The organism is Kribbella sp. NPDC004536 (assembly GCF_042873835.1).
Classification (GTDB): domain Bacteria; phylum Actinomycetota; class Actinomycetes; order Propionibacteriales; family Kribbellaceae; genus Kribbella.
In genome coordinates this window covers 56634-79682 of sequence record NZ_JBIALY010000001.1, presented here as the reverse complement: position 1 = coordinate 79682, position 23049 = coordinate 56634, and the positions used below count along the sequence as shown (strand labels likewise).

Annotated in this window: 25 protein-coding genes and 1 riboswitch; of the genes, 15 read left to right on the top strand and 10 right to left on the bottom strand. The window is 69.0% G+C overall.

Annotated elements, in window-relative coordinates:
• The first annotated feature begins 120 nt into the window (after positions 1-120).
• On the top strand, positions 121-786 hold the full coding sequence (gene rpe, locus ACFYRU_RS00380) for a ribulose-phosphate 3-epimerase (protein ID WP_387651231.1): 666 nt from the start codon (positions 121-123) through the stop codon (positions 784-786).
• On the opposite strand, the gene ACFYRU_RS00375 is transcribed toward rpe, so the two are convergent.
• Entirely contained in the window at positions 751-2037 is a 1287-nt protein-coding gene (locus tag ACFYRU_RS00375) for an MFS transporter (RefSeq protein ID WP_387651228.1), read from the bottom strand. The two genes, rpe and ACFYRU_RS00375, sit on opposite strands and share 36 nt — an antisense overlap.
• A 35-nt stretch (positions 2038-2072) precedes the next feature.
• On the opposite strand from ACFYRU_RS00375, the gene ACFYRU_RS00370 reads away from it, so the two are divergent.
• A complete protein-coding gene (locus ACFYRU_RS00370) occupies positions 2073-2873 on the top strand; it encodes an HAD-IIA family hydrolase (protein WP_387651225.1) in 801 nt (266 codons plus the stop codon).
• On the opposite strand, the gene ACFYRU_RS00365 is transcribed toward ACFYRU_RS00370, so the two are convergent.
• The 6 genes from ACFYRU_RS00365 to ACFYRU_RS00340 form a co-directional block, all read right to left on the bottom strand.
• Entirely contained in the window at positions 2870-3610 is a 741-nt protein-coding gene (locus tag ACFYRU_RS00365; RefSeq protein ID WP_387651222.1) for a polysaccharide deacetylase family protein, read from the bottom strand. The genes ACFYRU_RS00370 and ACFYRU_RS00365 overlap by 4 nt on opposite strands.
• A gap of 117 nt (positions 3611-3727) precedes the next feature.
• The gene (locus tag ACFYRU_RS00360) at positions 3728-4423 is read right to left on the bottom strand and encodes a polysaccharide deacetylase family protein (protein ID WP_387651220.1); all 696 of its coding nucleotides are present in this window, start codon (positions 4421-4423) and stop codon (positions 3728-3730) included.
• A gap of 59 nt (positions 4424-4482) precedes the next feature.
• Entirely contained in the window at positions 4483-5220 is a 738-nt protein-coding gene (locus tag ACFYRU_RS00355; protein ID WP_387651217.1) for an amino acid ABC transporter ATP-binding protein, read from the bottom strand.
• On the bottom strand, positions 5207-5962 hold the full coding sequence (locus tag ACFYRU_RS00350) for an amino acid ABC transporter permease (protein ID WP_387651214.1): 756 nt from the start codon (positions 5960-5962) through the stop codon (positions 5207-5209). Before ACFYRU_RS00350 ends, ACFYRU_RS00355 begins: the two co-directional genes overlap by 14 nt.
• Positions 5962-6804 (bottom strand): substrate-binding periplasmic protein, encoded by an 843-nt coding sequence (locus tag ACFYRU_RS00345; RefSeq protein WP_387651212.1) that lies wholly within the window; start codon positions 6802-6804, stop codon positions 5962-5964. The genes ACFYRU_RS00350 and ACFYRU_RS00345 overlap by 1 nt, the downstream gene beginning before the upstream one ends.
• A gap of 156 nt (positions 6805-6960) precedes the next feature.
• Complete coding sequence (locus ACFYRU_RS00340) at positions 6961-7797, bottom strand: helix-turn-helix domain-containing protein (RefSeq protein ID WP_387651209.1); 837 nt, start codon at positions 7795-7797, stop codon at positions 6961-6963.
• A 139-nt stretch (positions 7798-7936) separates the two neighbouring features.
• Here ACFYRU_RS00340 and ACFYRU_RS00335 point away from each other — a divergent pair, with 139 nt between their 5' ends.
• From ACFYRU_RS00335 to ribH, 7 genes are all read left to right on the top strand, one after another.
• A complete protein-coding gene (locus tag ACFYRU_RS00335; protein WP_387651207.1) occupies positions 7937-9979 on the top strand; it encodes a VWA domain-containing protein in 2043 nt (680 codons plus the stop codon).
• A 93-nt stretch (positions 9980-10072) separates the two neighbouring features.
• A complete protein-coding gene (locus ACFYRU_RS00330; RefSeq protein WP_387651205.1) occupies positions 10073-11170 on the top strand; it encodes a protein kinase in 1098 nt (365 codons plus the stop codon).
• A gap of 101 nt (positions 11171-11271) precedes the next feature.
• A riboswitch (FMN riboswitch) is annotated at positions 11272-11404 on the top strand.
• A 212-nt stretch (positions 11405-11616) separates the two neighbouring features.
• Positions 11617-12627: a bifunctional diaminohydroxyphosphoribosylaminopyrimidine deaminase/5-amino-6-(5-phosphoribosylamino)uracil reductase RibD gene (gene ribD / locus ACFYRU_RS00325; RefSeq protein WP_387651202.1), complete on the top strand. Its 1011-nt coding sequence runs from the start codon at positions 11617-11619 to the stop codon at positions 12625-12627.
• Positions 12628-13257: a riboflavin synthase gene (locus tag ACFYRU_RS00320; RefSeq protein ID WP_387651199.1), complete on the top strand. Its 630-nt coding sequence runs from the start codon at positions 12628-12630 to the stop codon at positions 13255-13257.
• Entirely contained in the window at positions 13254-13928 is a 675-nt protein-coding gene (gene pnuC / locus ACFYRU_RS00315) for a nicotinamide riboside transporter PnuC (protein WP_387651197.1), read from the top strand. The genes ACFYRU_RS00320 and pnuC overlap by 4 nt, the downstream gene beginning before the upstream one ends.
• A gap of 1 nt (position 13929) precedes the next feature.
• Positions 13930-15168 carry a bifunctional 3,4-dihydroxy-2-butanone-4-phosphate synthase/GTP cyclohydrolase II gene (locus ACFYRU_RS00310; RefSeq protein ID WP_387651194.1) on the top strand — a complete coding sequence of 413 codons (1239 nt, stop codon included), beginning with the start codon at positions 13930-13932 and terminating at the stop codon, positions 15166-15168.
• On the top strand, positions 15168-15641 hold the full coding sequence (ribH, locus tag ACFYRU_RS00305; RefSeq protein WP_387651191.1) for a 6,7-dimethyl-8-ribityllumazine synthase: 474 nt from the start codon (positions 15168-15170) through the stop codon (positions 15639-15641). The genes ACFYRU_RS00310 and ribH overlap by 1 nt, the downstream gene beginning before the upstream one ends.
• A 19-nt stretch (positions 15642-15660) precedes the next feature.
• Here ribH and ACFYRU_RS00300 read toward each other — a convergent pair whose 3' ends face one another.
• Positions 15661-16617, bottom strand: a complete 957-nt coding sequence (locus tag ACFYRU_RS00300) for a hypothetical protein (RefSeq protein WP_387651188.1) — start codon at positions 16615-16617, stop codon at positions 15661-15663.
• Positions 16618-16768: 151 nt separating this feature from the next.
• Between ACFYRU_RS00300 and ACFYRU_RS00295 the strand changes: the two genes are divergently transcribed.
• The 4 genes from ACFYRU_RS00295 to ACFYRU_RS00280 all read left to right on the top strand — a co-directional run bounded on the left by ACFYRU_RS00295 (position 16769) and on the right by ACFYRU_RS00280 (position 20531).
• Positions 16769-18208: a pyridoxal phosphate-dependent decarboxylase family protein gene (locus tag ACFYRU_RS00295; RefSeq protein ID WP_387651186.1), complete on the top strand. Its 1440-nt coding sequence runs from the start codon at positions 16769-16771 to the stop codon at positions 18206-18208.
• A gap of 107 nt (positions 18209-18315) precedes the next feature.
• Positions 18316-19281, top strand: a complete 966-nt coding sequence (locus ACFYRU_RS00290) for a helix-turn-helix transcriptional regulator (protein WP_387651183.1) — start codon at positions 18316-18318, stop codon at positions 19279-19281.
• A gap of 117 nt (positions 19282-19398) precedes the next feature.
• Positions 19399-20031, top strand: coding sequence for an NAD(P)-dependent oxidoreductase (locus ACFYRU_RS00285; RefSeq protein ID WP_387651181.1), 633 nt, complete (start codon positions 19399-19401; stop codon positions 20029-20031).
• A complete protein-coding gene (locus tag ACFYRU_RS00280) occupies positions 20031-20531 on the top strand; it encodes an anthrone oxygenase family protein (protein ID WP_387651178.1) in 501 nt (166 codons plus the stop codon). Before ACFYRU_RS00285 ends, ACFYRU_RS00280 begins: the two co-directional genes overlap by 1 nt.
• Here ACFYRU_RS00280 and ACFYRU_RS00275 read toward each other — a convergent pair.
• The gene (locus ACFYRU_RS00275) at positions 20454-21323 is read right to left on the bottom strand and encodes a P1 family peptidase (protein WP_387651175.1); all 870 of its coding nucleotides are present in this window, start codon (positions 21321-21323) and stop codon (positions 20454-20456) included. The genes ACFYRU_RS00280 and ACFYRU_RS00275 overlap by 78 nt on opposite strands.
• 88 nt (positions 21324-21411) lie before the next feature.
• Positions 21412-21804, bottom strand: coding sequence for a VOC family protein (locus ACFYRU_RS00270; protein WP_387651172.1), 393 nt, complete (start codon positions 21802-21804; stop codon positions 21412-21414).
• 71 nt (positions 21805-21875) lie between these two features.
• Between ACFYRU_RS00270 and ACFYRU_RS00265 the strand changes: the two genes are divergently transcribed.
• Entirely contained in the window at positions 21876-22139 is a 264-nt protein-coding gene (locus ACFYRU_RS00265; protein ID WP_141853093.1) for a phosphoribosyl-ATP diphosphatase, read from the top strand.
• A 48-nt stretch (positions 22140-22187) separates the two neighbouring features.
• Positions 22188-23036 (top strand): ATP phosphoribosyltransferase, encoded by an 849-nt coding sequence (gene hisG / locus ACFYRU_RS00260; RefSeq protein WP_387651169.1) that lies wholly within the window; start codon positions 22188-22190, stop codon positions 23034-23036.
• The last annotated feature ends 13 nt before the right edge of the window (positions 23037-23049 follow it).

Here is a 23049-nt window from a genome sequence, read left to right as displayed (position 1 = left end):
CTACCTGTCGTTCGGTCCCGTGCCCCGCCCATCCCCGTCGATGGCCGCGGCGTTTCAATGGTCGGTGGGCGACCTGTACCGGCTGACGAGGTTGCGGCGGGTGGTCGATAGATTGGCGCCATGGGGATTCAGATCGCGCCGAGTATTCTGTCCGCCGACTTTGCCCGGTTGGCCGACGAGGCGGCGGCTGTGTCGAACGCGGACTGGCTGCATGTCGACGTGATGGACAACCACTTCGTGCCGAACCTGACCCTTGGCATGCCGGTGGTGGAGTCGTTGGCGAAGTCGACCGACCTGCCGCTCGACTGCCATCTGATGATCGAGGACCCGGACCGCTGGGCGCCGGGGTACGTCGAGGCCGGCGCGTCCAGTGTCACGTTCCACATCGAGGCCTGCCGGGCGCCGATCCGGACCGCGCGGGAGATCCGCGCCAAGGGTGCGCGGGCCGCGATGGCGCTCCGGCCGGCGACCCCGATCGAACCGTACGAGGACCTGCTGGGCGAGCTCGACATGATCCTGATCATGACCGTCGAGCCCGGGTTCGGCGGGCAGAAGTTCCTGGACGTGTGCCTGCCGAAGATCCGCCGCACGCGGGAGCTGCTCGACAAGCACGGCCTGGACCTGTGGATCGAGATCGACGGCGGCGTCTCGGTCGAAACGATCGAACGCTGCGCCGACGCCGGCGCGGACGTCTTCGTGGCCGGCTCAGCCGTCTACGCCGCCGACGACCCGAACGCGATGGTCGAGGAACTACGCGGTCTCGCCGAGCAGTCCGTCGGCCGCTAGGTCAGGTCCAGCCGGCTTGGTCGGCCCCGGCGACTCCGGCCCACCGTCACGCCTCGCCTCGTCCGGCTCCACGACGGCATCGGATCCCGGCGCCACTTCGGGCGGGACGCGTAGCAGCAGGACCGTCGCGAGCAGCGCGAGTACGGCGGCGAGGAGCCACACGTAGCGGACGCCGAAGGTGTCGATCACCGCGCCCGACGCCGCCGCCCCGATCGCCGCACCACCCATCGCCGCGCTGCCCATCCACCCGAACACCTCCGTCCGCGCGACATCGGGCGTCAGCGCACCGAGTCGCTCGTACAGCGCGCCGATCGCCGGCGCCAGCGTCAGCCCGGAGACCGCCAGCGCGATCCCGAGCGACACCGACGACCAGGTCGCGAACACGCACAGCAGCATCCCGGCCGCGACCAACGCGGCCCGGCGCCACAGGTACGACGTACGCCGGCCGGGCAATGCGCCCGCCACCGCCCCGCCGACCAGGCTGCCGAACGCCCAGACGGCCTCGAAGATCCCGGCGATCAGCCGCTGCCCGTGATCGTCGGCGAACGCCACGATCGCCAGCGAGATCCCGTTGAACGACATGATCCACAGGCCGAAAGCAAGGATCAACGGCAACCGATGGCGATGCCACAGCAACTGCCGCGCGGTCAACGGCACCGCGCGGTGCGGGCCGTGATCCACCGGCGAAGGTTGTCGGAGCGCGTACCACCAGATGAAGACGGCCGACATGCCCGCCGCGAGCAATACGCCGAGCCGCGGACTCGCCACGCTCACCGCGGTCGCACCGAGCATCGGCCCGACCATGAACAACAACTCCTGCGCCGTCGCGTCCACCGAGTACGCCGTACGCAAAGCAGGGCCGTCGACGACCCGCGGCCAAGCGGCCCGCAACGTCTGCATCACCGGCGGCACCAACGCACCGGCGATCACCGCGAGCACAGGAAGGAACTGATGCCGGCCGGCGGGTAGCAACGCGATCGCGACCAGCGCCACGCTCCAGGTGATCCCGGTCAGCAGCAACACGCCCCGCGGCCCGCGACGGTCCGCCGTCCGGGACCACAGCGGTCCCGCGAGCGCCATACCGACCGAATAGGCACCGGCAACCACTCCGGCCCAGCGGAACGACCCGCTGGCGTCCTTCGCCAGGAAGGAGATCGGCACCATCGTCGCGAGCATGGGCAGCCGGGCGAGCAGCGACGACGCCAGCAACGGCAGCACGCCGCGTGCCTGCCACAAGTCGCGATAACCCATGTCCTGATTCTGGGCCAGGCCACCGACAATTTACGATGAGCAGCGTGACCGACCCCAAACCGGTGGAAACCTGGCTGACCGACATGGACGGCGTCCTCGTGCACGAGGAGCGCGCGATCCCCGGCGCCAGCGACTTCATTGCCGCGCTGCAGGCGTCCGGCAAGAAGTTCCTGGTCCTCACGAACAACTCGATCTTCACCCCGCGGGACCTCCGCGCCCGCCTGCTTGCCGCGGGCATCGAGATCCCCGAGACGTCGATCTGGACCAGCGCGCTCGCGACTGCCCAGTTCCTCGACGACCAGCGGCCAGGCGGGACCGCGTACGTGATCGGCGAGGCCGGGCTGACCACGGCGCTGCACGAGATCGGGTACGTACTGACCGAGCGCGACCCGGACTACGTCGTCCTCGGCGAGACCCGGACGTACTCGTTCGAGGCGATCACCAGGGCGATCCGGCTGATCACCGACGGCGCGCGCTTCATCGCCACCAACCCGGACCCGACCGGCCCGTCGCAGGAGGGCCCGCTGCCCGCGACGGGCTCGGTGGCCGCGCTGATCACCCGCGCGACCGGCATCGATCCGTACTTCGTCGGCAAGCCGAACCCGCTGATGATGCGCAGCGCGCTGAACCGGATCGAGGCCCATTCCGAGACGACCGTGATGATCGGTGACCGGATGGACACCGACATCATCAGCGGTCTCGAGGCAGGTCTGCGGAGCGTACTGGTGCTGTCCGGATCGACCGGCGAGCACGAGGTCGAGCGGTTCCCGTACCGCCCGACCCGGATCGTCGCCTCGATCGCCGACGTCGTACCGCTCGTGGGCGCCCTGTCCTAACAGGTGAGGGTGCGGAAGCCGTACCCCTGCGCCTTCAGTGCCTTCAGGATCGTCGGCAATGCGGCGACCGTCTGAGCTCTGTTGCCGCCGCCGTCGTGCATCAGGATCACCGAGCCGCTGTGCACGTTCTTCAGTACGCGTTGCACGATGGCCGCCGTACCGGGCTTGGTCCAGTCGCGCGAGTCGACCGTCCACACGACCAGGTCCTTGCCCAGTTGGCGCGCGCGTTGCCGTACGGCAGGGTTCACCCCACCGTACGGCGGCCGCAGACAGCCTGGCGTACTGCCTGTCTGCGCGCGGATCGCCTGGTCCGTCGACGTGACCTCCTGCTGGAACCTGGCGGCGGTCAGCTTGCGTAGATCGCTGTGGTCCCAGGTGTGGTTCTCCACGCTGTGACCGGCCGCGTGCAGCTGCTTGGTCAGCTCGGGGTGCTTCCGTACGTTCTGACCGACCTCGAAGAAGGTCGCCTTCGCGCCGTACAGCGCGAGGATGTCGAGGACCTTCGGGGTGTAGTCGGCATCAGGACCGTCGTCGAAGGTCAGTACGACGTACTTCGCCGGCAGCGGGGACGGCGACGGCGTGACGGAAGTCGGCGCGGCGGCCGGTGTCGTGGGCGTGACGGGCTGAGCCGGCGACTTCGCGGCCGCGACCACGACCGTACCGATCACCGCGCTCACCAGCATCATCATCGCCAGGCCGACGGCCCTGTTCCCGGCACGCGTCAAGCGAACAGCCATGTTCCCCCCAGGGCGGTGGGTGGTCACTTCCTCACCCGACCAACCCTGCGTGAACCACTACCGAAAGCCAGCGGCCACGCCGCTTCCGGGTCAACAATTCACGGATACCGGACGGTACTAGGTGCAGGACATCGTGGTGAACCCGAAGCCGCGGGCCTTCAGGGTCCGCAGGATCGCGGGCAGCGCGGCCACCGTCTGGCTGCGGTTCCCGCCGCCGTCGTGCATCAGGATCACCGAGCCGCTGTGCACGTTCGCCAGCGCCCGGCGCACGATCACCGACGAGCCGGGGCGGGACCAGTCGCGGGTGTCGATCGTCCAGACGCGGAGCTTCTTGCCGAGCGTGGCTGCCCGGCGGGCCACCAGCCTGTTCGTACCGCCGTACGGTGGCCGCAGGCAACGCGGGGTGTACCCGGTCTGGGCGCGGATCACCCGGTCGGTTCTTTGCACCTGGGATCTGAACACGGACCACGAGAGGTACCGGAGGTCCGGGTGCGACCAGGTGTGGTTCTGCACGCTGTTGCCCTGCTGGTAGACGCGCCTGGTCAGGTACGGGTAGCGGGACACGTTCTGCCCGAGCTCGAAGAACGTCGCCCGCGCGCCGTACGCCCGCAGAATCTTGAGGATCTGCGGGGTGTACGGGCTCGGGCCGTCGTCGAAGGTGAGATAGACGTACTTCGGCGCCCGGGCAGCGGCGGCTGTCGTGCCGGCGGTGCCGGCCGTGTCGGCTGCGGCTCGCGGTGGCGAGGCCGCGGCCATTCCCAGAGCGACCACCGCGAGCGCGAACGCTGCGACGAAGAACCGGCGAACAGCCATGGCCCACCACCCCCAGGTTTGCGGCGTCAGACCTCCATCGTGCGCCTCGAACGGCTCATTCAGAGCACCTGAGACAGGAACTGCCGCAGCCGCGGCGACTCGGCGCCACCGAAGATCCGCTCCGGTACGCCCGACTCGACCACGACGCCCTGATCCATGAACGCGACCTGGTCCGCGACCTCACGCGCGAACCCCATCTCGTGGGTGACCACGACCATCGTCATCCCGGCCGCGGCCAGGTCCGCCATCAACGCGAGTACGCCCTTCACCAGCTCCGGGTCGAGCGCCGACGTGGCCTCGTCGAACAGCATCACCTCGGGCTTCATCGCCAGCGCCCGCGCGATCGCGACCCGCTGCTGCTGACCGCCGGACAGGTTGCCGGGCCGGGCGGCCGCCTTGTGGGCGAGACCGACCAGCTCGAGTTGCTCGCGCGCCGCCGCCTGCGCGGACCCGGTGTCGAGCTTCTTGATCTTGCGCAGCGGCAGCGTGATGTTGTCGAGCACGCTCTTGTGCGGGAACAGGTTGAAGTGCTGGAACACCATGCCGATGCGGCGCCGCAGGACGTCCGGGTCACCCCGCAGTACCGATTCGCCGCCCAGCTTCACGTCGCCGGCGTCGGGCTCGAGCAGCCGGTTGATCGCCCGCAGCAACGTGGACTTCCCCGAACCCGACGGACCGATCACGCACGCGGTCTGCCCGGCCGGTACGGCGAGGTCGACGCCGCGCAGGACCTTGCTGCTGCCGAACGCGAGTTCGACGCCCTTGACCTCCAGGCTCGCTGCCTCAACGTGCTGCATCGGCCAGCTCCTCAGCCCGTACGTCGTCCGCCTCGGCCGGACGTCCTTCGCGGAGACGTTTGTCGAAGTGGTTCACCAGATGGGTCAGTGGCACCGTGATCACCAGGTAGAAGATGCCCGCGAGCAGCAGCGGCGACAGGTTGCCGTTCGTCGCCGCGGCGTCCTGCCCGATCCGGAACAGCTCGCGCTGACTCGCCAGCAGGCCGAGGAAGTAGACCAGGCTGGACTCCTTCACCAGCGCGATGAACTGGTTCACCAGCGCGGGCAGCACCCGCCGTACCCCCTGCGGGATGACGACCAGCCGCATCCCGCTGGGGTAGCTGAACCCGAGCGCGCGGGCCGCCTCGAGCTGGCCCTTCTCCACGCTCTGGATGCCGGAGCGGAAGATCTCCCCGATGTACGCGGCGGCGATCAGCGAGAGCGCGAGGATGCCGAGCGGGTACGGGTTCGGGCCCCACCAGTGCCGGGTGATCGGGGACAGGCCCTGGCCGATCAGCAGGATGGTCAGGATCGCCGGCAGACCGCGGAAGATGTCGGTGTAGATCTTCGCCGGCCAGCGCAGCCAGCGCGTCCTCGACAGGGCGAGGACCGCCACGAGCATGCCGAGCACAGTGCCCAGCACGACCGAGGCGGCCGCCAGTACGAGGGTGTTGACCAGCCCGACCTTCAGCATCTCGGGCAGGACCGCCTTCATCGACCCCCAGTCGAGGAAGGTGTCGTTCAGGGTGGACCAGATGTCCATCAGGCTTTGGGAGCCGTGAACTTGACCGACCCGCTGCCCGGCTTGAAGTTCGCCGGAACGGCGCGACCCGGGTAGTACTGCTCGACCAGCTTGGTCCAGGTGCCGTCCGCGATCACCTCGTCGAGCGCCTTGTTGACGGCCTCGCGGAGCTTGTCGTTGTTCTTCGCCACGGCGAACGCCATCGGCGCGTCACTGAGCTCCTTCGCGGCCAGGATCACCGTGCCGCCGCCCTGCTCCTTGGCCATCTTCTCGCCGATCTCGGCGGGGGAGACCCAGGCGTCCGCCGTACCGGCCTTGAGCTGGCCGAGCGCGGCGTTGTAGTTGGGTACGCGGACCGGGTTCAGGCCCTTGCCGGTCGCGTAGTCGTCCTGCACGGTGCCCTGGACAACGACTACCCGCTTGCCGTTGAGCTGGTCGAAGGACGTGATCCCGGAGGTCTTGGTGGTGTTGAGCCCGAGGTAGCCGAAGTCGTACCCGTTGCTGAAAGCAACCGTCTTCTTGCGGGCCTCGGTGACCGTGATCGACGAACTGCCGAGGTCGAACTGGCCGCCGTTGACCTGCGACAGCAGCGCGGAGAAGTCGGTGCCGACGAACTCCGGCTTCAGGTTCAGCTTGGCCGCGACGGCGGTGATCAGGTCGTTGTCGAACCCGGTGAACTTGCCGTCCTTCACGTACACGTTCGGTGGCGCGTCGGTCAGCGTGCCGATCCTGAGTGTCCCGGACTTGATCAGCCCGAGGTCCGGGCCGGAACCGGCGTCCTTCTGATCGCTGCCGCAGGCAACCATCGCCGCCGGCAAGGTGATAGCCCCGACCACCGCGACAACCCGCCTAAACGCACGCACAACTGTCTCCTCACACCGTCTGTCTTCATGCAACGAATGCAGGGCGATCGGCCCTGTCATCGCAACCCAACACCAGTCCGGGCCGGTCTGATTCCACGGCGACGAAGCGTGAGACGGCGGTCAAAGTGCAGTTGTCTTGTGCTATATCAGGTGCTGTCAGCCGTGATGCTGGTCATAGTGCGCGAGCGCGTCGGCGGTCCGGCCGGTGCCGTAGGCAAGCAGTAGCTCGGCAACGGCCGGCGACTCCGCAGCCGCCGCCGCAGCCGCCCGCTGAATCTCCTCGGCCGACGCCACCGCCCGAAACAGATCCTGAATCTCCCGCACAACCATCCGCGCCGCATGCTCCGCCGGAGCGCGGTGCCAGGGTGGAGCCACCTCCCACCCCGGACCCGCCTGCCAGGCCGGCGCCGGACTCTCCGCGGGGAGACCGCCAGGCGCCCCGAACGGCACTCCCGGACGCCCCAGCGACCCAGCGCCCGGCCCAGCTCCCGGCTCAGCTCCCGACCGAGCGCCCGTGCCGACTCCTGCGCTCGTGCCGGCTTCTGCGTCGGCGCCGGCTCCTGGCCGCGTGCTGGCCCCTGGTCCCGGCCCGGGTTCTGCCCGGGTGGCGGCTCCAGCCCCCAGGGGCGCCTCCGCTCCGGCCGCACCGGCGGGTTGGCGGCGGAGGTGGCTGGTGGTCTGGTTGGTGTAGGCGCCGGTCGCGGTCCGGATGTGGTCCAGCTCGATCGCCACCCTGTTCGGCAGGATCAGGTCGGCGATGGCGGCGTCCGCCAGCTCGGAGACGGCGCGCAGGCGGGATACCACGGCAGGGTTGCCGATCTTCACCCGCTGGGCGCTGACCAGTTGCGAGAGCATCGGCGCGGACAGCCCGAGCACCTGGGCGAGACCGCCCTGGGTCAGGTCGAGCGCCCCGGTCACCCGCCGCACCACCTCGCCCAGTGGTTCGCCGTACAGCTCGACCTGCTGTTGCACGTTCTGTGCGCTCTGCTCCATCGTCGTCTCCCCTTGCGGCCGTCTTGGCAACTGCAAAGATCTTCGCACTTGCGAACACGGATTTCCAGTCTGATCCGGCTTGACATTTGCGATCGCAAACTGCCAAGGTTTGCGGCAGCGAATCTCACCGGAGGAAACGATGACGACTCACCAGCGGCACCGCCGCCCGGCAGTGTGGGCGCTGCTCGCCGTCACGCTGACCGCGATTCTCGGCGGGGTAACGGCGCCGGCAGCGCTCGCCGACCCGGACCCGAGCGGCGGCAAACTGGTCCTCGTGCTGGACTCGTCCGGCTCGATGGCGGAGCCGGCCGGCGACGGGCACACCAAGATCGTCGCGGCGCGGACGGCCCTGTCCAGCGTGGTGACCAAGCTCCCCGCGACCGCCCAGGTCGGCCGGCGGGTGTACGGCGCGACTGTCTTCAAGCGCACCCAGCCGGGCGCCTGCACAGACACGCAGCTGACCGTCCCGATCGGGACCGGCAACCGCCCGCAACTCCGGTCGGCCATCGCGAAGTACAAGCCGTACGGCGAGACCCCGATCGCGTACGCGCTCCAGCAGGCCGCGAAGGACCTCGGGGCGAGCGGCCAGCGCACGATCGTGCTGGTTTCCGACGGTGAGGCGACGTGTGCGCCGGAGCCGTGTGCGGTGGCGCGCTCGATCGCCCAGCAGGGCATCGATCTGAAGATCGACGTCGTCGGTTTCCGGGTCGGCGGCAAGGCCCGCAGCCAGTTGCAGTGCGTGGCCCGTGAAGGCCGCGGCGACTACTACGACGCCGACTCGACCGTGGACCTCGAGGCCGGGCTGGATCGGCTGTCGGTGCGAGCCTTCCGCCCGTTCCGCATCTCCGGCACGCCGGTGCAGGGCGGCGCCCAGCAGGAAGGCGCCCCGGTGCTTGCCCCCGGCCACTACACCGACGCCTTCGGCAACGACTCCACCGCGAAGTACTACGTGATCAAGCGGACGATGGCGAAGTCGACCCTGCGGGCCGGTATCGCGTTCCGCCGGCCGTCGGGCGGCAGCTTCGTGCTGAAGGCCGAGGTCAAGCTGAACACGATCGGAGGTGAGGCCTGCGGCTGGAGCTATCCGCTGGCGTTCGAGGGCGACCAGGGCGTCGCGACCGGTGCCGCGTCGAGCTGGACCGGCGACTACCCGAAGGACTGCACGGACGGCGACCAGCTCGTCCTGACGGTCTCGGCGGGCGATGCGTACAAGGAGATGAAGGGCGTTCCGTACGAGCTGCGCATCGACGAGGAACCGCCGGTCGACTCCGCGGCAAACCTGCCGACCCAGGCCGGGGATCCGACCTGGACCCCGATGCCCGGCGCGAACCCGCGTGAGGTGGTCCCGGGTTCGAGCTTCGCCGATGCGCCCTACCTGGCCGCGGGTAGCTACAAGACCACGCTGATGCCGGGCGAAGTCCAGCTGTACAAGGTGAAGGCCGACTGGGGTCAGCGCCTACAGGCTCAGGTCAGCATTCCGCAGTTGGGCGCGGCCACCGGTAAGGCGTTCGGCACCTTGCGCTACCTCGACATGGGGCTGATCGCGCCGACCGGCGAAGACGCGCTGGCAATCTTCGCGACGCAGGTCCCGGGTAACGCCGGCCGCCGCGGGGTCGTCACGCCACAGGGCGCGGTCAAAGGCGCCACCACCAAGGAGATTCGGTACCTCAACCGCAACGGCGCCAACTCCATGGACGGCGGTACGTCGACACCCGGCGACTACTACGTGGCCGTCTCCCTGAGCCGGCAGGAGCAGGACCGGGCGTTCGCCATCCCGATGACGCTGACCGTCGGCCTGCTGGGCACGCCCGGGACTGGCAAGCCTGAGTACGTCAACGGGGCCTCCCCGGTGGACGGCGGTACGGTCACCCCCACGACCACCCCGACTAGCGAGCCGTCCGATCCCGGTGACAAGACCCAGGCAGGCGGGCCGGTCCAGGGCCGCAACGACGACGACAACGGCACCCCAGTTGCCCTGATCGCAGGACTCAGCGGCGGCGGGATCGCCCTCCTGCTGGTCGGCCTGCTACTGGTCGCCCGCCTACGCCGCACCCCCACCACTCCCGCCCCCAGCCCCACCCAGCACCTCGACCGCCCGCAGCAGCCGAACGGCCCGCAGTACCCGAACGGCCCGCGGCAGCCGAACGGCCCGCAGTACCCGGGTGGGCCGCCGAGGGGCTGACCGTGATCGTGGCCGTCGGGTGACGTGGGGTTGGTGCGTCGCCCGACGGTTGGGGGCGTGGGGAGGACTGGGGGAGGCGGTAGGTTCTGGGCGGTGGAGGCGTTTGCTGGGCGGTATCGGCTGATCGACCTGATCGGGACCGGCGGGATGGGGTCGGTCTGGCGGGCGTGGGACCTGCGGCGGTCGAAGTACGTCGCCGCGAAGGTTCTCGGGCAGCACGATGCGGCGGCGTTGCTGCGGTTCGTACGGGAGCAGTCGCTGCGGATCGAGCACCCCCACGTCATCGCCCCGCACGGCTGGGCCGCGGACGACGACAAGGTCGTGTTCGCGATGGACCTGGTGCGGGGTGGTTCGGTGGCGACGCTGCTCGGCGACCACGGGCCGCTTCCGGTGGCGTACGTCGCCGTGCTGCTCGACCAGTTGCTGCACGGGCTGTCCGCAGTGCACGCGGCCCGCGTCGTCCACCGTGATGTGAAGCCCGCCAACCTCCTGCTCGACGTCACCGGAACGGGCCGGCCACACCTCCGGCTGTCGGACTTCGGCGTCGCCGCGCTCCTCGACGAGCCCCGCATGACCCGCCAGAGCACAATCCTCGGCACCCCCGGCTACCTGGCCCCCGAACAGCTGTCAGGCGCCGACCCAGACCCACGCCAGGATCTGTACGCCGTCGGCGCGGTCGCGGTCGAACTCCTCACCGGCGAACGCCCTGGCGCAGACGGCAAACTCCCCGCCCTCACCGGCGATGCCGTCGCCCTGGCCGGCTTCATCACCCACCTGACCGCGACCGACCCCAACGCCCGCCCGGACACAGCCCTAACCGCAGGCCGCCTCCTTGCCGCCACCGGCGCGCTCCCGCCTCACAGCACCACCCCGTGGACCGCGTCCCCGGACGCCCCAGAGGTCTTCGACCAACTTCCGGCCCTCCCACCCACCTGGGCTCCGACCGGCCCCAAAACCTCGAGCCCGACCGGGGCACCTGCGGGTTCCGCGTCGCTCGCACCTGCAGCGCCTGAGATTGGTGGGCCTCCTGCACCCGGAGAGCCGGCAGTCACCTCCGCAGGGCCTCGGCCGGACGCTCCAAGTCCGGCGCGGGGGCGACCGGGCGGGCATGGGCTGTGGTGGGTTGCGACCGGTTGTTTCGTCGGGGCGGCCGGGTTGCTCGGGAGTGCGGTCTGGTTGTTGGTGCGATGAGACGCAGGCCGGCCATGGCGTGCGTGTGGTGGCCACGATGTGACCTGGGTCGTGGTGGGGGTTGGGGAAGGGGGCATACTTGAGGTACGAGTGAAACCCACTCGCGTGCTCCGGGGTCGGTGTAATTCCGAGCCGGCGGTGACAGTCCGCGACCCGTGACTTCGCAAGAAGGAGCGGTTGACCTGGTGGAATTCCGGGACCGACGGTGAAAGTCCGGATGGGAGGCGCACGCGGTCGGCGGGTGTGCTCTGGCGCCCGGCGGCGCGGAGCGTGGGCTGTGCGGCCCGCGGGACGCGGCGGCGAGGGTCCGGCGGCAGCGGACGCGAGTCCGGTGGTGCCGGCGGAACCGGTGAAACGGTTGTGGCGGCGGAGCAGATGTGCCGAGCGAGGCCCCGGCAGCGCGTCCGTGACGACGAGGGGCCCCTGTAGTGAACGACGTGTCGCCGATGGATGTCGCCTGGATGCGGCGTGCCGTCGAGCTGGCCGCCCGTGGCACCGGCAGCACCCATCCGAATCCGGTCGTCGGTTGCGTGATCACCGCGAGCGACGGGCATCCGGTCGGCGAGGGCTTCCATGCCGTTGCCGGCGGCCCGCATGCGGAGGTCGAGGCGCTCCGGATGGCCGGTTCCCGCGCCCGGGGCGGTACGGCGTACGTGACGCTGGAGCCCTGCAACCACACCGGCCGTACCGGCCCGTGCGCGGACGCGCTGATCGAGGCGGGCGTCGCGCGCGTGGTGTACGCCGTACCCGATCCGAACAAGACGGCTTCCGGCGGCGCCGACAAGCTGCGCAGCAAGAACATCGAGGTCGTACAGGGCGTACTGCAGACCGAGGCGGAAGCCGTCAACCACGTCTGGCTGCACAGCGTCCGCGTCGGGCGGCCGTTCGTGACCTGGAAGTTCGCGACCACGTTGGACGGGCGGTCCGCGGCTCCGGACGGTACGAGCAAGTGGATCACCGGCCCGATCGCGCGCGCCGACGTCCACCGGCAGCGCGCCGAGTGCGACGCGATTGCCGTCGGTACGCAGACCGTGCTCGACGACGACCCGGAGCTGACGGTCCGGGACGAGAACGACGTACCCGCGGCGCGGCAGCCGTTGCGGGTGGTGGTCGGCGACCGGGAGGTCCCGCCGACCGCGCGGGTGCGCAACGACCGCGCGCAGACGTTGCTGCTGCCGACCCACGACCCGGCCGAGGTGCTCCGGCAGTTGGACGACCGGCACATCCGGCACCTCTGGCTCGAAGGCGGCCCGACCCTGGCGGCGGCGTTCCTGCGCGCCGGCCTGGTCGACCAGATCGTCGCGTACGTCGCCCCGGCCGTGCTGGGTTCGGGGTTCGCGGCGGTCGGCGACCTCGGCGCGGAATCGATCGACCACCTGCGGCGGTTCAAACTAGCGGACGTCACCCGGCTCGGGGACGACGTCCGGTTGACCCTGGTTCCTCTGGGAGGAAAGTAGATGTTCACCGGCATCATCGAAGAACTCGGTACGGTCGAGTCCCTGGACGTCGACGGCGACGCGGCCCGGCTCACGATCCGCGGCCCGCGGGTGATCGAGGACGCGGCGCACGGCGCGTCGATCGCGGTCAACGGCTGTTGCCTGACGGTGGTCGAGTACGGCGGCGGCGTCTTCACCGCGGACGTGATGCGCGAGACGTTGCAGCGTACGAGCCTCGGCGGCCTGGAGAAGGGCTCGCCGGTCAACCTCGAACGCGCCGTCGCCGCGCACGAACGGCTCGGTGGGCATATCGTCCAGGGCCACGTCGACGGTACCGGCACGATCGCGTCGCGGACGCCCGGCGAGCGCTGGGAGGACGTCCGGATCGCGACCTCGCCGGAGATCCTGAAGTACGTCGCCGAGAAGGGCTCGATCGCCATCGACGGAGTGTCGTTGACGGTCACCGATGTGGACGACGCGAGCGGGACGTTCGGGGTCAGCCTGATCCCGACCACGCTCGAGCTGACCGTGCTCGGTTCGAACCGGGTCGGCGACACGGTGAATCTCGAGGTCGACGTGATCGCGAAGTACGTCGAACGCCTGCTGACCGCGGGCGTCACCCCCTCTTCTGTTGCTGGAGGCAACAAGTGAACCCGATCGACTGGCTGCTCACCTCGCAGGTCACGATCGCCGGCTCGCCGGTACTGGTGCGGGAGATCGTCGGCAACGTGTTCGGCCTGGCCAGCGCGCTGTTCGGGATGCGCCGCTTGGTCGCGGCGTGGCCGGTCGGCATCGTTGGCAACGTGCTGCTGTTCACGGTTTTCGTCGGCGGGATCTTCGACACCCCGCAGGACAAGGACCTCTGGGGCCAGGCCGGCCGGCAGGTGTTCTTCGCGCTGATCAGCCTCTACGGGTGGTACCGCTGGTACCAGACCCGGCATCACGGGGCCGCGCAGGCGGTCCAGCCGCGCTGGGCGACGCTGCGGGAGCGGCTCGAGCTGCTCGGCATCGGCGTGGTGCTCTACGCGATCGCGTACTTCGTACTGAAGGCGCTCGGCTCGTGGGGTCCGCAGTGGGACGCATGGATCCTCACCGGATCGATCCTGGCGACGTACGGGATGGCGCGCGGGTTCGTCGAGTTCTGGCTGATCTGGATCGCCGTCGACGTGGTCGGCGTACCGCTGCTGGTGCAGGCGAAGTTCTACCCGTCCGCGACCATGTACGTGGTGTACGGACTGTTCTGCGTGCTCGGGTTCGCGTCCTGGTGGAAGATCCAGAACCGCGAACGCGCTGCGACGCCCGAGCCAGTGGTGGTGGGCTGAGATGAGCGAGTCGTTGCGGCTGGACACGATCGAGGAAGCGATCCACGAGATCCGCGCCGGCCGTGCGGTGATCGTGGTCGACGACGAGGACCGGGAGAACGAAGGCGACCTGATCTTCGCCGCGTCCAAGGCGACACCGGAACTGCTGGCGTTCCTGATCCGGTACAGCTCCGGCGTGGTCTGCGTACCGATGGAAGGCGCCGAGCTCGACCGGCTCGGTATCCCGTTGATGACGCCGCACAACCGCGAGCGGATGCGGACGGCGTACACGATCTCCGTCGACGCCCGCGACGGGATCAGCACCGGGATCTCGGCGGCGGACCGGGCGCGGACGATCCGCGTACTGGCCGACTCCGCCTCGGAGCCGTACGACCTGGTGCAGCCGGGACACGTGTTCCCGCTGCGTGGGCGCGACGGCGGCGTACTCGTCCGGCCCGGGCACACCGAGGCGTCGATCGACCTGGCCCGGATGGCCGGGTTGACGCCGGCCGCGGTGATCTCGGAGATGGTGAACGACGACGGGACGATGAAGCGCGGACCGGAGCTGCGCGAGTTCGCGGACGAGCACGGGCTGGTACTGGTCTCGATCGACGACCTGATCCGGTACCGGCGCCGGACCGAATCGCAGATCCAGCGGGTCGCGACCACGACACTGCCGACCCGGTACGGCGATTTCGTTGCTCACGGCTACCGCAACGTCGTGGACGGGTCGGAGCAGCTTGCGCTGGTACGCGGCTCGTTGGGTGCTGGGCCAACGCTGGTGCGGTTGCACTCGGAGTGCCTGACCGGTGACGTGTTCGGGTCGCTGCGCTGCGACTGCGGGCCGCAGTTGGACGAGGCGATGCGGCAGGTCGCGGCCGAGGGCGGAGTCGTGGTCTACCTGCGCGGGCACGAGGGTCGGGGGATCGGGCTGCTGCACAAGCTGCAGGCGTACGAGCTGCAGGACGCCGGGCGGGACACCGTCGACGCGAACCTGGATCTCGGTCTGCCGGCGGACGCTCGCGACTACGGCACCGGGGCGCAGATCCTTGCCGACCTCGGCGTGAAGTCGGTGCGGCTGCTGACGAACAACCCCGACAAGCTCGCGGGCGTCCAGGGCTACGGCATCGAGGTCGTCGAGCGGCGCGGGATCTCGATCGACCCGACCGAGCACAACCTGCGGTACCTGCGCACCAAGCGCGACCGGATGGGCCACCACCTTCCCGATGGCCTGCTCACCGAAGAGAACGGAGCCGTCTGATGTCCGGCAGTGGAGCCCCCACCATCGAGGTCCCCCGCGCCGACGGCGCCCGCGTCGCGATCGTCGCCGCCCAATGGCATCCGAAGGTCACCGACGGCCTGCTCGCCGGCGCGCTGCGTGCCTTGGAAGACTCGGGCGTCACCGACCACACGGTGATCCGCGTACCGGGTTCCTTCGAACTGCCGGTCGCATCGTTGCACGCGGCAAAGGCCGGGTACGACGCTGTGGTCGCACTCGGCGTGGTGATTCGAGGCGACACCCCGCACTTCGAATACGTCTGCCAGGCGACGACCGACGGCCTGATGCAGGTCGGCGTCACCACCGGCGTACCAGTCGGCTTCGGAGTCCTCACCTGCGACAACGACCCCCAGGCCCTGGACCGCGCCGGCCTACCAGACAGCCGCGAGGACAAAGGCTACGAAGCAACCCAAGCCGCCCTGGCCACCCTGACCGCCGTCCGCCAACTCGGCTAGCCTGCCAGCGGCTGCGACCTCACTCCAGACGCGTGTGTTCCATGTACCAGTTTGTTGTCCAGGTCTGGCCGTTGTCTGTGGAGAAGGCCTGTTCCCAGGCGGCCTTGTCGGTGCCGGGGGTCCAGAGGAAACGGACGTCGATGGGTTGGCCGTCCCATACGTCCGGGCCTTCGAAGGTGCCGGTGCCGTTGGAGAACGAGCCGATGACGGGGGTTTCGAGCTGGCCGCGGGTGCTGTTGATCCAGTGGATCGACCAGGTCTTGTCGACCGGGTCGTACAGCCGGAAGGTTGCCCCGCGGAAGCCTTCGCTCGGGAACCAGCCTTCGTCGAAGCTGATCGCGCCGTCGAAGTACGTGGTCGCCTGCATCGTCGCCTCGTGCTCGTACCAGCTGAACGGCTCGCCCAGCACCGGACGCCGGCGCCGGTTGTGGAAGGCCCACCGCCCGACCAGGAAGTCGAAGTCGTCGGTCAGCTTGGGCAGATCCAGAGCCGGCGGAGGAGTGGCACGACGGGTGAAGTCCATGATCCAGTTCGTCTCCCACGTGGCCCCGCCGTCGTTGGAGTACGCCTGTTCCCAGTGCGCGGTCTCGTCCGTGATGTCCGACCACTCGTAGCTGCACAGGATCGGCTTGCCGTCCAAGGTGTCTTCACCGACCAGCCGGCACCCTGACCCGTCCGTTGACCATCCGCCTTGCACCGGCGGATACAGCTGCATGGTGCGGCTGTCGACCCACCAGATGTTCCACACCTGCGCCACCGGGTCGAACAGCCGTAGCGACAGCCCGTACGAGCCCTTCGTCGGGAAGCGCATCTCGTCGACGCTGATCTGCCCGTCGAAGTACGTCCGCGCCGTCGTGGTCCCGTCGTACTCGAGCCACTCGTCGCACCCGGCGAACGCCTGCTTCAGCGTCCGGTGGTGTACGTCGAAGTACCCGTTGAGGAAGTCGAAGTCCCCGGTCACCTTGTCCCATGTCATACGCCAAGCGTCCGAGCAATACCTGACAAGGAACGGCAGCGTTAGGCGGATCAGGGTCAAGTCAGTCGGTTTTCAGAGCGCGGATGCATGGTTGAGCGCCGCCTTCGTGCCGAACGCGGCATGTTCGATGCGCTTCAACGGGAGGAACAGAATGCGGGTACCGGACTGGAAGGGGCCGCTGGGCGAGGCGTTCCTTTGCGCGCTCGACTACCTCGAGGGGCTTCAGGACCGGCCTGTTGGCCCGCGGGCGACTCCAGCCGCGCTTCGGAGCGCGTTCGCCGGTCCGTTGCCGGAGATCCCGGGCGATCCTTGCGATGTCGTGCGCGAACTGGCGGGTGCTGCCGAGGGCGGTCTGTTGCCTAGTGGCAGCGGCCGGTTCTTCGGGTTCGTGTTCGGCGGCGCGACGCCGACCGCGCTTGCGGCTGACTGGCTGGCAACGGCGTGGGATCAGAACGCTGCGCTCTTTGCGACGTCTCCTGCGGCCGCGGCCGCGGAACAAGTTGCTGCGGAGTGGCTTGTCGAACTGTTCGGACTGCCCGAGACCGTGTCGGTCGGTTTTGTGACGGGTGCGCAGATGGCCAGTTTCACGGGTCTCGCGGCCGCGCGGAACGAGACGCTCATGCGGGCCGGGTGGGACGTGGAGCGTGACGGTCTCATCGGAGCGCCCCCGATCCGGGTTCTCGTTGGTGCCGAGCGGCACGACACCATCGACCGTGCTTTGCGGTTCTTGGGGTTGGGGACCAGTTGTATGACTGTCGTTCAGAGTGACGACCGGGGCCGTATGCGTGCGGACGCGCTGGCCGAGGCTCTGGCGGCCGGCGAAGGGCCGACGATCGTTTGTGCTCAGGTCGGGAACGTGAATACCGGCAGCATCGACCCGGTCGGTGAGATCTGCGACCTAGCGCACGCAGCCGGCGCTTGGGTGCATGTCGACGGAGCATTCGGGCTCTGGGCGGCCAGCAGCCCAGAGCTGAGGCATCTGGTCAGCGGTATCGAGCGCGCTGATTCATGGGCGTCCGACGCGCACAAATGGCTGAACGTCCCGTACGACTCGGGACTCGTGTTCTGTGCGCATCCGCGGGCGCACAATGCGGCGATGGCGATTCGAGCCAGTTATCTGATTCACGACGCCAACGGCGAGCGTGACTCGCTCGACCACAATCCTGAATTCTCCCGGCGAGCCCGTGGATTCGCGATCTATGCGGCGATCCGGGCGTTGGGCCGACGTGGGATCGCCGAGATCGTCGAGGAATGTTGTGCACTCGCCGGTGTGTTCGCGGACGAACTGGCCGCCGCGACCGGTGCCGTCGTGCTGGCGCACGATCTGAATCAAGTGTTGGTGAGCTTCCGCTCGCCTACCGGTGATCACGACGCGCTGACCCGCGACGTCGTGACACGAGTACAGGCCGAAGGCACGTGCTGGATGTCCGGGACGAACTGGCGGGGTCAAGACGCAATGCGTATCTCGGTCTCCAGCTGGGCGACTGATGCCGGCGACGTCCGCCGCGCCATCGAAGCAATCCTGCGCTGCGCGGACGCGGCTCGGCTGGCGATCCGTGCCGACGACAAGAACGACCTGATCTCCGCGTAAAAGGCTGGGTACGCCCGGACTTCAACGTCGCATGTCCCGGCGCTCGTCAGAGGCCACGACGGCAATACCTGACAACCCATGGCAGCGATCGGGATTAACCTCGGAGTATGCGTTCGAGCCGGCTGCTGTCGATCCTGTTGCTGCTGCAGACACGCCGGCAGTTGACGGCGCGGGAGCTCGCCGATGAGCTCGAGGTGTCGCTGCGGACGATCTACCGCGACGTCGAGGCGCTCGCGGCTGCTGGTGTGCCGGTGTACGCCGACCAGGGCCGCGCAGGCGGGTACCGCCTGGTGGAGGGCTACCGCACCCGCCTCACCGGGCTGACCGAACAAGAAGCGGCCGCGCTCTTCCTCGTCGGTATGCCAGGAGCTGCCGCGGCGCTGGGGCTGACCGCGGAGACGAGTGCGGCCGAGCTCAAGCTCCTCGCAGCGCTCGCACCGGACCAGCGGGACCGGGCTGGCCGTTTGAAGAACCGCTTCCACCTGGACCTACCTGCTTGGTACCAGGACGCCGAGAACTCACCACAGCTCGCAGCAGTAGCCGATGCGGTTCTCCACGACCGCCGTGTGAAGGTGCTGTACCGCAGGTGGGAGGAGCCGCGCGAGGTGGAACGCGTGCTCGAGCCGTACGGTCTGGTGCTCAAGAACGGAGCCTGGTACGTCGTAGCGGCCACCGCGACCGGACTGCGTACGTACAGGGTCTCCAACATCCTGGAGCTCACACCGACGGAGGAAGGGTTCGAGCGGGCCGACGACTTCAACCTCGAGCAGTTCTGGCAGGACCATCTGGAGGGGTTCGACCGCGTCCGCTTCACCGCGGAGGCAGTGGTCAGGGTGTCTGCCAGTCTGGCGAGAAGGATGTACGACGTCTCGTTCCCCGCGCTGGTGAAGGCGGTCGCGGTCACCGCGCCTGAGCAGGACGGCAGCGTGGTCGTGACCATCCCGATCGAGTCGGTTCCTAATGCAGCCGCCACGCTCTGCCGCTTCGGTGACGCCGTCGAGGTGCTGGAGCCGCAAGAGCTCCGGACAGAACTCAGAGAGCTCGGCCAGAAGCTGCGCGACCTCTACTCCTGAGCCGGCCTGCCTCCGATCTGGGGGTGGCGCGTGTCACCTGATTATGTCTGTTCCATATCTTATGAATTCCGTACGATATGAGTTACAGATCAGAATCGGCGCACAGGAGGCGTTCGGATGAGGATCACGGTGTTCGGCGCGACGGGCGGGATCGGCGGCCACGTCGTACGGCAGGCACTCGACGCGGGGCACAAGGTGACGGCGGTGGTCCGTACGTCGTCCGCGTTCGAGCTGGAGCACCCGTCGCTGGACGTGGTGCGGGTACCCGGGCTGGACGCGGCCGAACCGCTGCGCGAGGCGGTCGACGGCAGTACGGCGGTCATCTCGGGCGTGGGGCCGCGGGGCCGCAAGGACGGGCCGGTGGCGTCCGGGAGTACGAAATCGATTCTGGCCGCGATGGATGCGGCCGGGGTACGGCGGTTCGTGGCGGTGAGCGCCGCGCCGCTCGGTCCGGTGCCGCCGGACTTCCTGAACCGGCGGGTGGTGTTCCCGCTGATCAACCTGTTCGCGGCCGACGTGTACGCCGACCTGCGGGTGATGGAGGCGGACATCATGAGCAGCGGGACCGAGTGGACGATCGTCCGGCCGCCGAAGCTGAACAGCAGGGCGCTGACCGGGCACTACCGGACCGCGATCGGTGGGACCGTCACCCGCGGGTACCTGGTGTCGCGGGCCGATGTCGCGCATCTGATGTTGTCGGTTGTCGACGATCCAGCGACGATCGGTCAGCCGGTTGGTGTGGGCTACTGATGACACGAGTCGTACGTGGCGTGAGCCTGCTGTTCACGGGGTTGTTCAGCGGGTTTCTGCTGTGTGTGCTGGTGTTGGAGAACTCGCTGCGTGGGTTCGGCGGGTCGGTCTACACCCAGGTGCGGTTGGTTGAGTTGGACTCGTTGGACAAGCTTGCTTCGGTGACGTTGATCCCGGCCTTTGTCGCGACCGTGCTGGTTGCGGTTCGGAGCCGGGGGAGTGGGCGGCGGGTCGTAATGGTGGCGGTGGGGTTGCTGGTGGTCGTGTTCGTGACGACGTTCGTGGTGAACCTGCCGATCAACTCGGATCAGCTGTCGTGGTCGGTACAGCAGCCGCCGTCGGACTGGGCGTCCGTACGGGACCGTTGGCAGGTGGCGCATCTGGTGCGGACGGTGGCGGCGGTGGTTGCCTTCGGCATGTTGTTATCGCAGCAGGTCGTGGGGGACCGCGCGGGCCGTGTGGTTGTCGAAGCCGGTCGTGGTGCTGGCCATCGTCAGTGAGTTGAGGAGGGCCTCCTCGACGGATTCGGTGACGGCTTGGAACGGGGTACGGAGGTCGCGGTCGGCGTACGTCGCCGGACGCCCGGTGCTGAAGGCGATCGCGTAGTCGCCGCTGCCCGGTGCGTAGTCGGACCCGACCCGAGCCATCGCGAACACCGCCCGCCGCGCCAGCCGGCCCAGCTGACGCGAGTCGAGCGGCAGATCGGTCCCCACCACGATCATGCAGGAGTTGCCGTCGGCATCTATCGGTTGAGCAGGAACAGGCCGCCCGAGCACCGTCAGCAGCCCGGAGAAGTTCGCCTGCACAAGAGCACCCACAGTTCCTTCACCCAGTACTCGGGAGGCGGTGCCGATGCCGGCTTTGAAGCCTAGGGCGGCGGTGCCGGTTCCTGCGCCGACGCAGCCCTCGGCGGGAAGGGTGGAAGTGGCTGTGTCGAGGGCGTTGTGGACGTGGGCGGGGGTGATGGGGCGGCGGCGGATGTCCGACAAGTAGCCGTCGTTGGTCTCGCCGACGATCGGGTTGAGGCTGGTGGCTCGGGGATTGCGGTCCAGCAGCCAGGTGAGGAACGCGTCCGCGACCCGGAACGTGCTGAGCGTCCCGGTCAGCAGGATCGGCGTCTCGATCACGCCGAGCTCGTCCACCTGCGTGGTCCCGATCAACTTCCCGTACCCGTTGCCAACAGCAACCGCCGCCGGCAGCGTCCGCTCCCAGCCATCGGGAACGATCGCGGTTACCCCGGTGTTCAGCCCGTCCCCGGTGATTGTCGTCTGCCCGACCCGCACCCCAGGCACATCGGTGATCGCATTCAACGGCCCGGTAGGCAAAGTACCGACGACAACGCCCAGCTCGCGAACTCTCCGAGGACTCTGCATACGATTCTCAGCCGCGCTCGGCGGGGCCCAGCGGCGAACGATCGCCCACGAACCACAGGTGCCCGAACGGATCCAGGAACGACCCCTGCCGATGCGTGCCCCACGGTACGGCGTGGTCGCGGACCGGGTCGAAGCTCCCGTCGGCCCCGGCTTCGACGGCCCGCGCGACGAACGCATCCGGATCGTCGACGAACACCTCGACCCGGACCGTCGGCGCCCCGGTGTCCGCGGGCGTCTTCCAGATGTTGTTCCCCGGCTCGCCGAGGAAGAGCGGGGCGCCGTCGACACTCAGGCCGATCACGCTGCCCAGGTTCCACAGTTCGACGGCGCCGAGCGCCCGCGCGTACCAGGCCGCGGCCGCCGGAGCGTCCTCGACGGCCCGCATCACCGAGATCTCCACCCGCCCAGTATGGTCCGCCCACCGGACCTGGGCATCCGGCTCCTGGGCGGGACCCGTAGGCTGGGCGCGCGATGAAGACTTTTGACGAGCTGTTCGCCGAGCTGGGAGAGAAGGCGCGGACGCGGCCGGAGGGTTCCGGGACCGTGGCGGCGCTGGATGCCGGCGTGCACGCGATCGGGAAGAAGCTGGTCGAAGAGGCCGCCGAGTCCTGGATGGCCGCCGAGTACGAGGGCAAGGAGCGCGCCGCGGAGGAACTGTCGCAGCTGCTGTACCACGCCCAGGTGATGATGCACGCGCTCGGCCTGGACCTCGAGGACGTGTACCGACATCTGTAGGAGCCGCTCCCACAGATCACCGGTTCACACCCAGAAAGGGCAGTCGCCATGCTGCGCGTCGCAGTACCGAACAAGGGCTCGCTGAGCGAGGCCGCCACCGAGATGTTGTCCGAGGCCGGCTACAAGCAGCGCCGGAGCACCAAGGACCTGACACTGACCGACTCGGCCAACGAGGTCGAGTTCTACTACCTCCGCCCGCGCGACATCGCCGTGTACGTCGGCGAGGGCACCCTCGACGTCGGCATCTCCGGCCGCGACCTGGTGCTCGACTCGCACGCGGACGCGGACGTGATCATGGGCCTCGGCTTCGGGTCGTCCACGTTCCGGTTCGCCGGCCGTCCCGGCGTCGCGGACTCGATCAAGGACCTCGCCGGCAAGCGGATCGCCACCTCGTACGCCGGGGTCCTCCAGGACCACCTCGCCGAGAACGGCGTCGAGGCGTCGGTCGTACGCCTGGACGGCGCGGTCGAGTCCGCCGTCCAGCTCGGTGTCGCGGACGTGATCGCGGATGTCGTCGAGACCGGTACGACGCTGCGCCAGGCGGGGCTCGAGGTGTTCGGCGAGCCGATCCTCAAGTCCGAGGCCGTACTGATCAAGCGGCACGGCGTCGAGACCGCGCCGAACGGGATGCAGCAGCTGGTCCGGCGGCTCGAAGGCGTCCTGATCGCGCGGAACTACGTGATGATGGACTACGACATCCGCGCCGAGGACGTCGACGCGGCCACCTCGGTCGCGCCGGGGCTGGAGTCGCCGACGATCTCGCCGCTGCACCGGCAGGGCTGGGTCGCCGTCCGGGTGATGGTCCAGCGGGCCGAGGCGCAGCGGCTGATGGACCAGCTCTGGGAGGTCGGCGCCCGCGCCATCCTTACCACCGACATCCACGCCTGCCGGATCTGACCGGGTGCGCTGA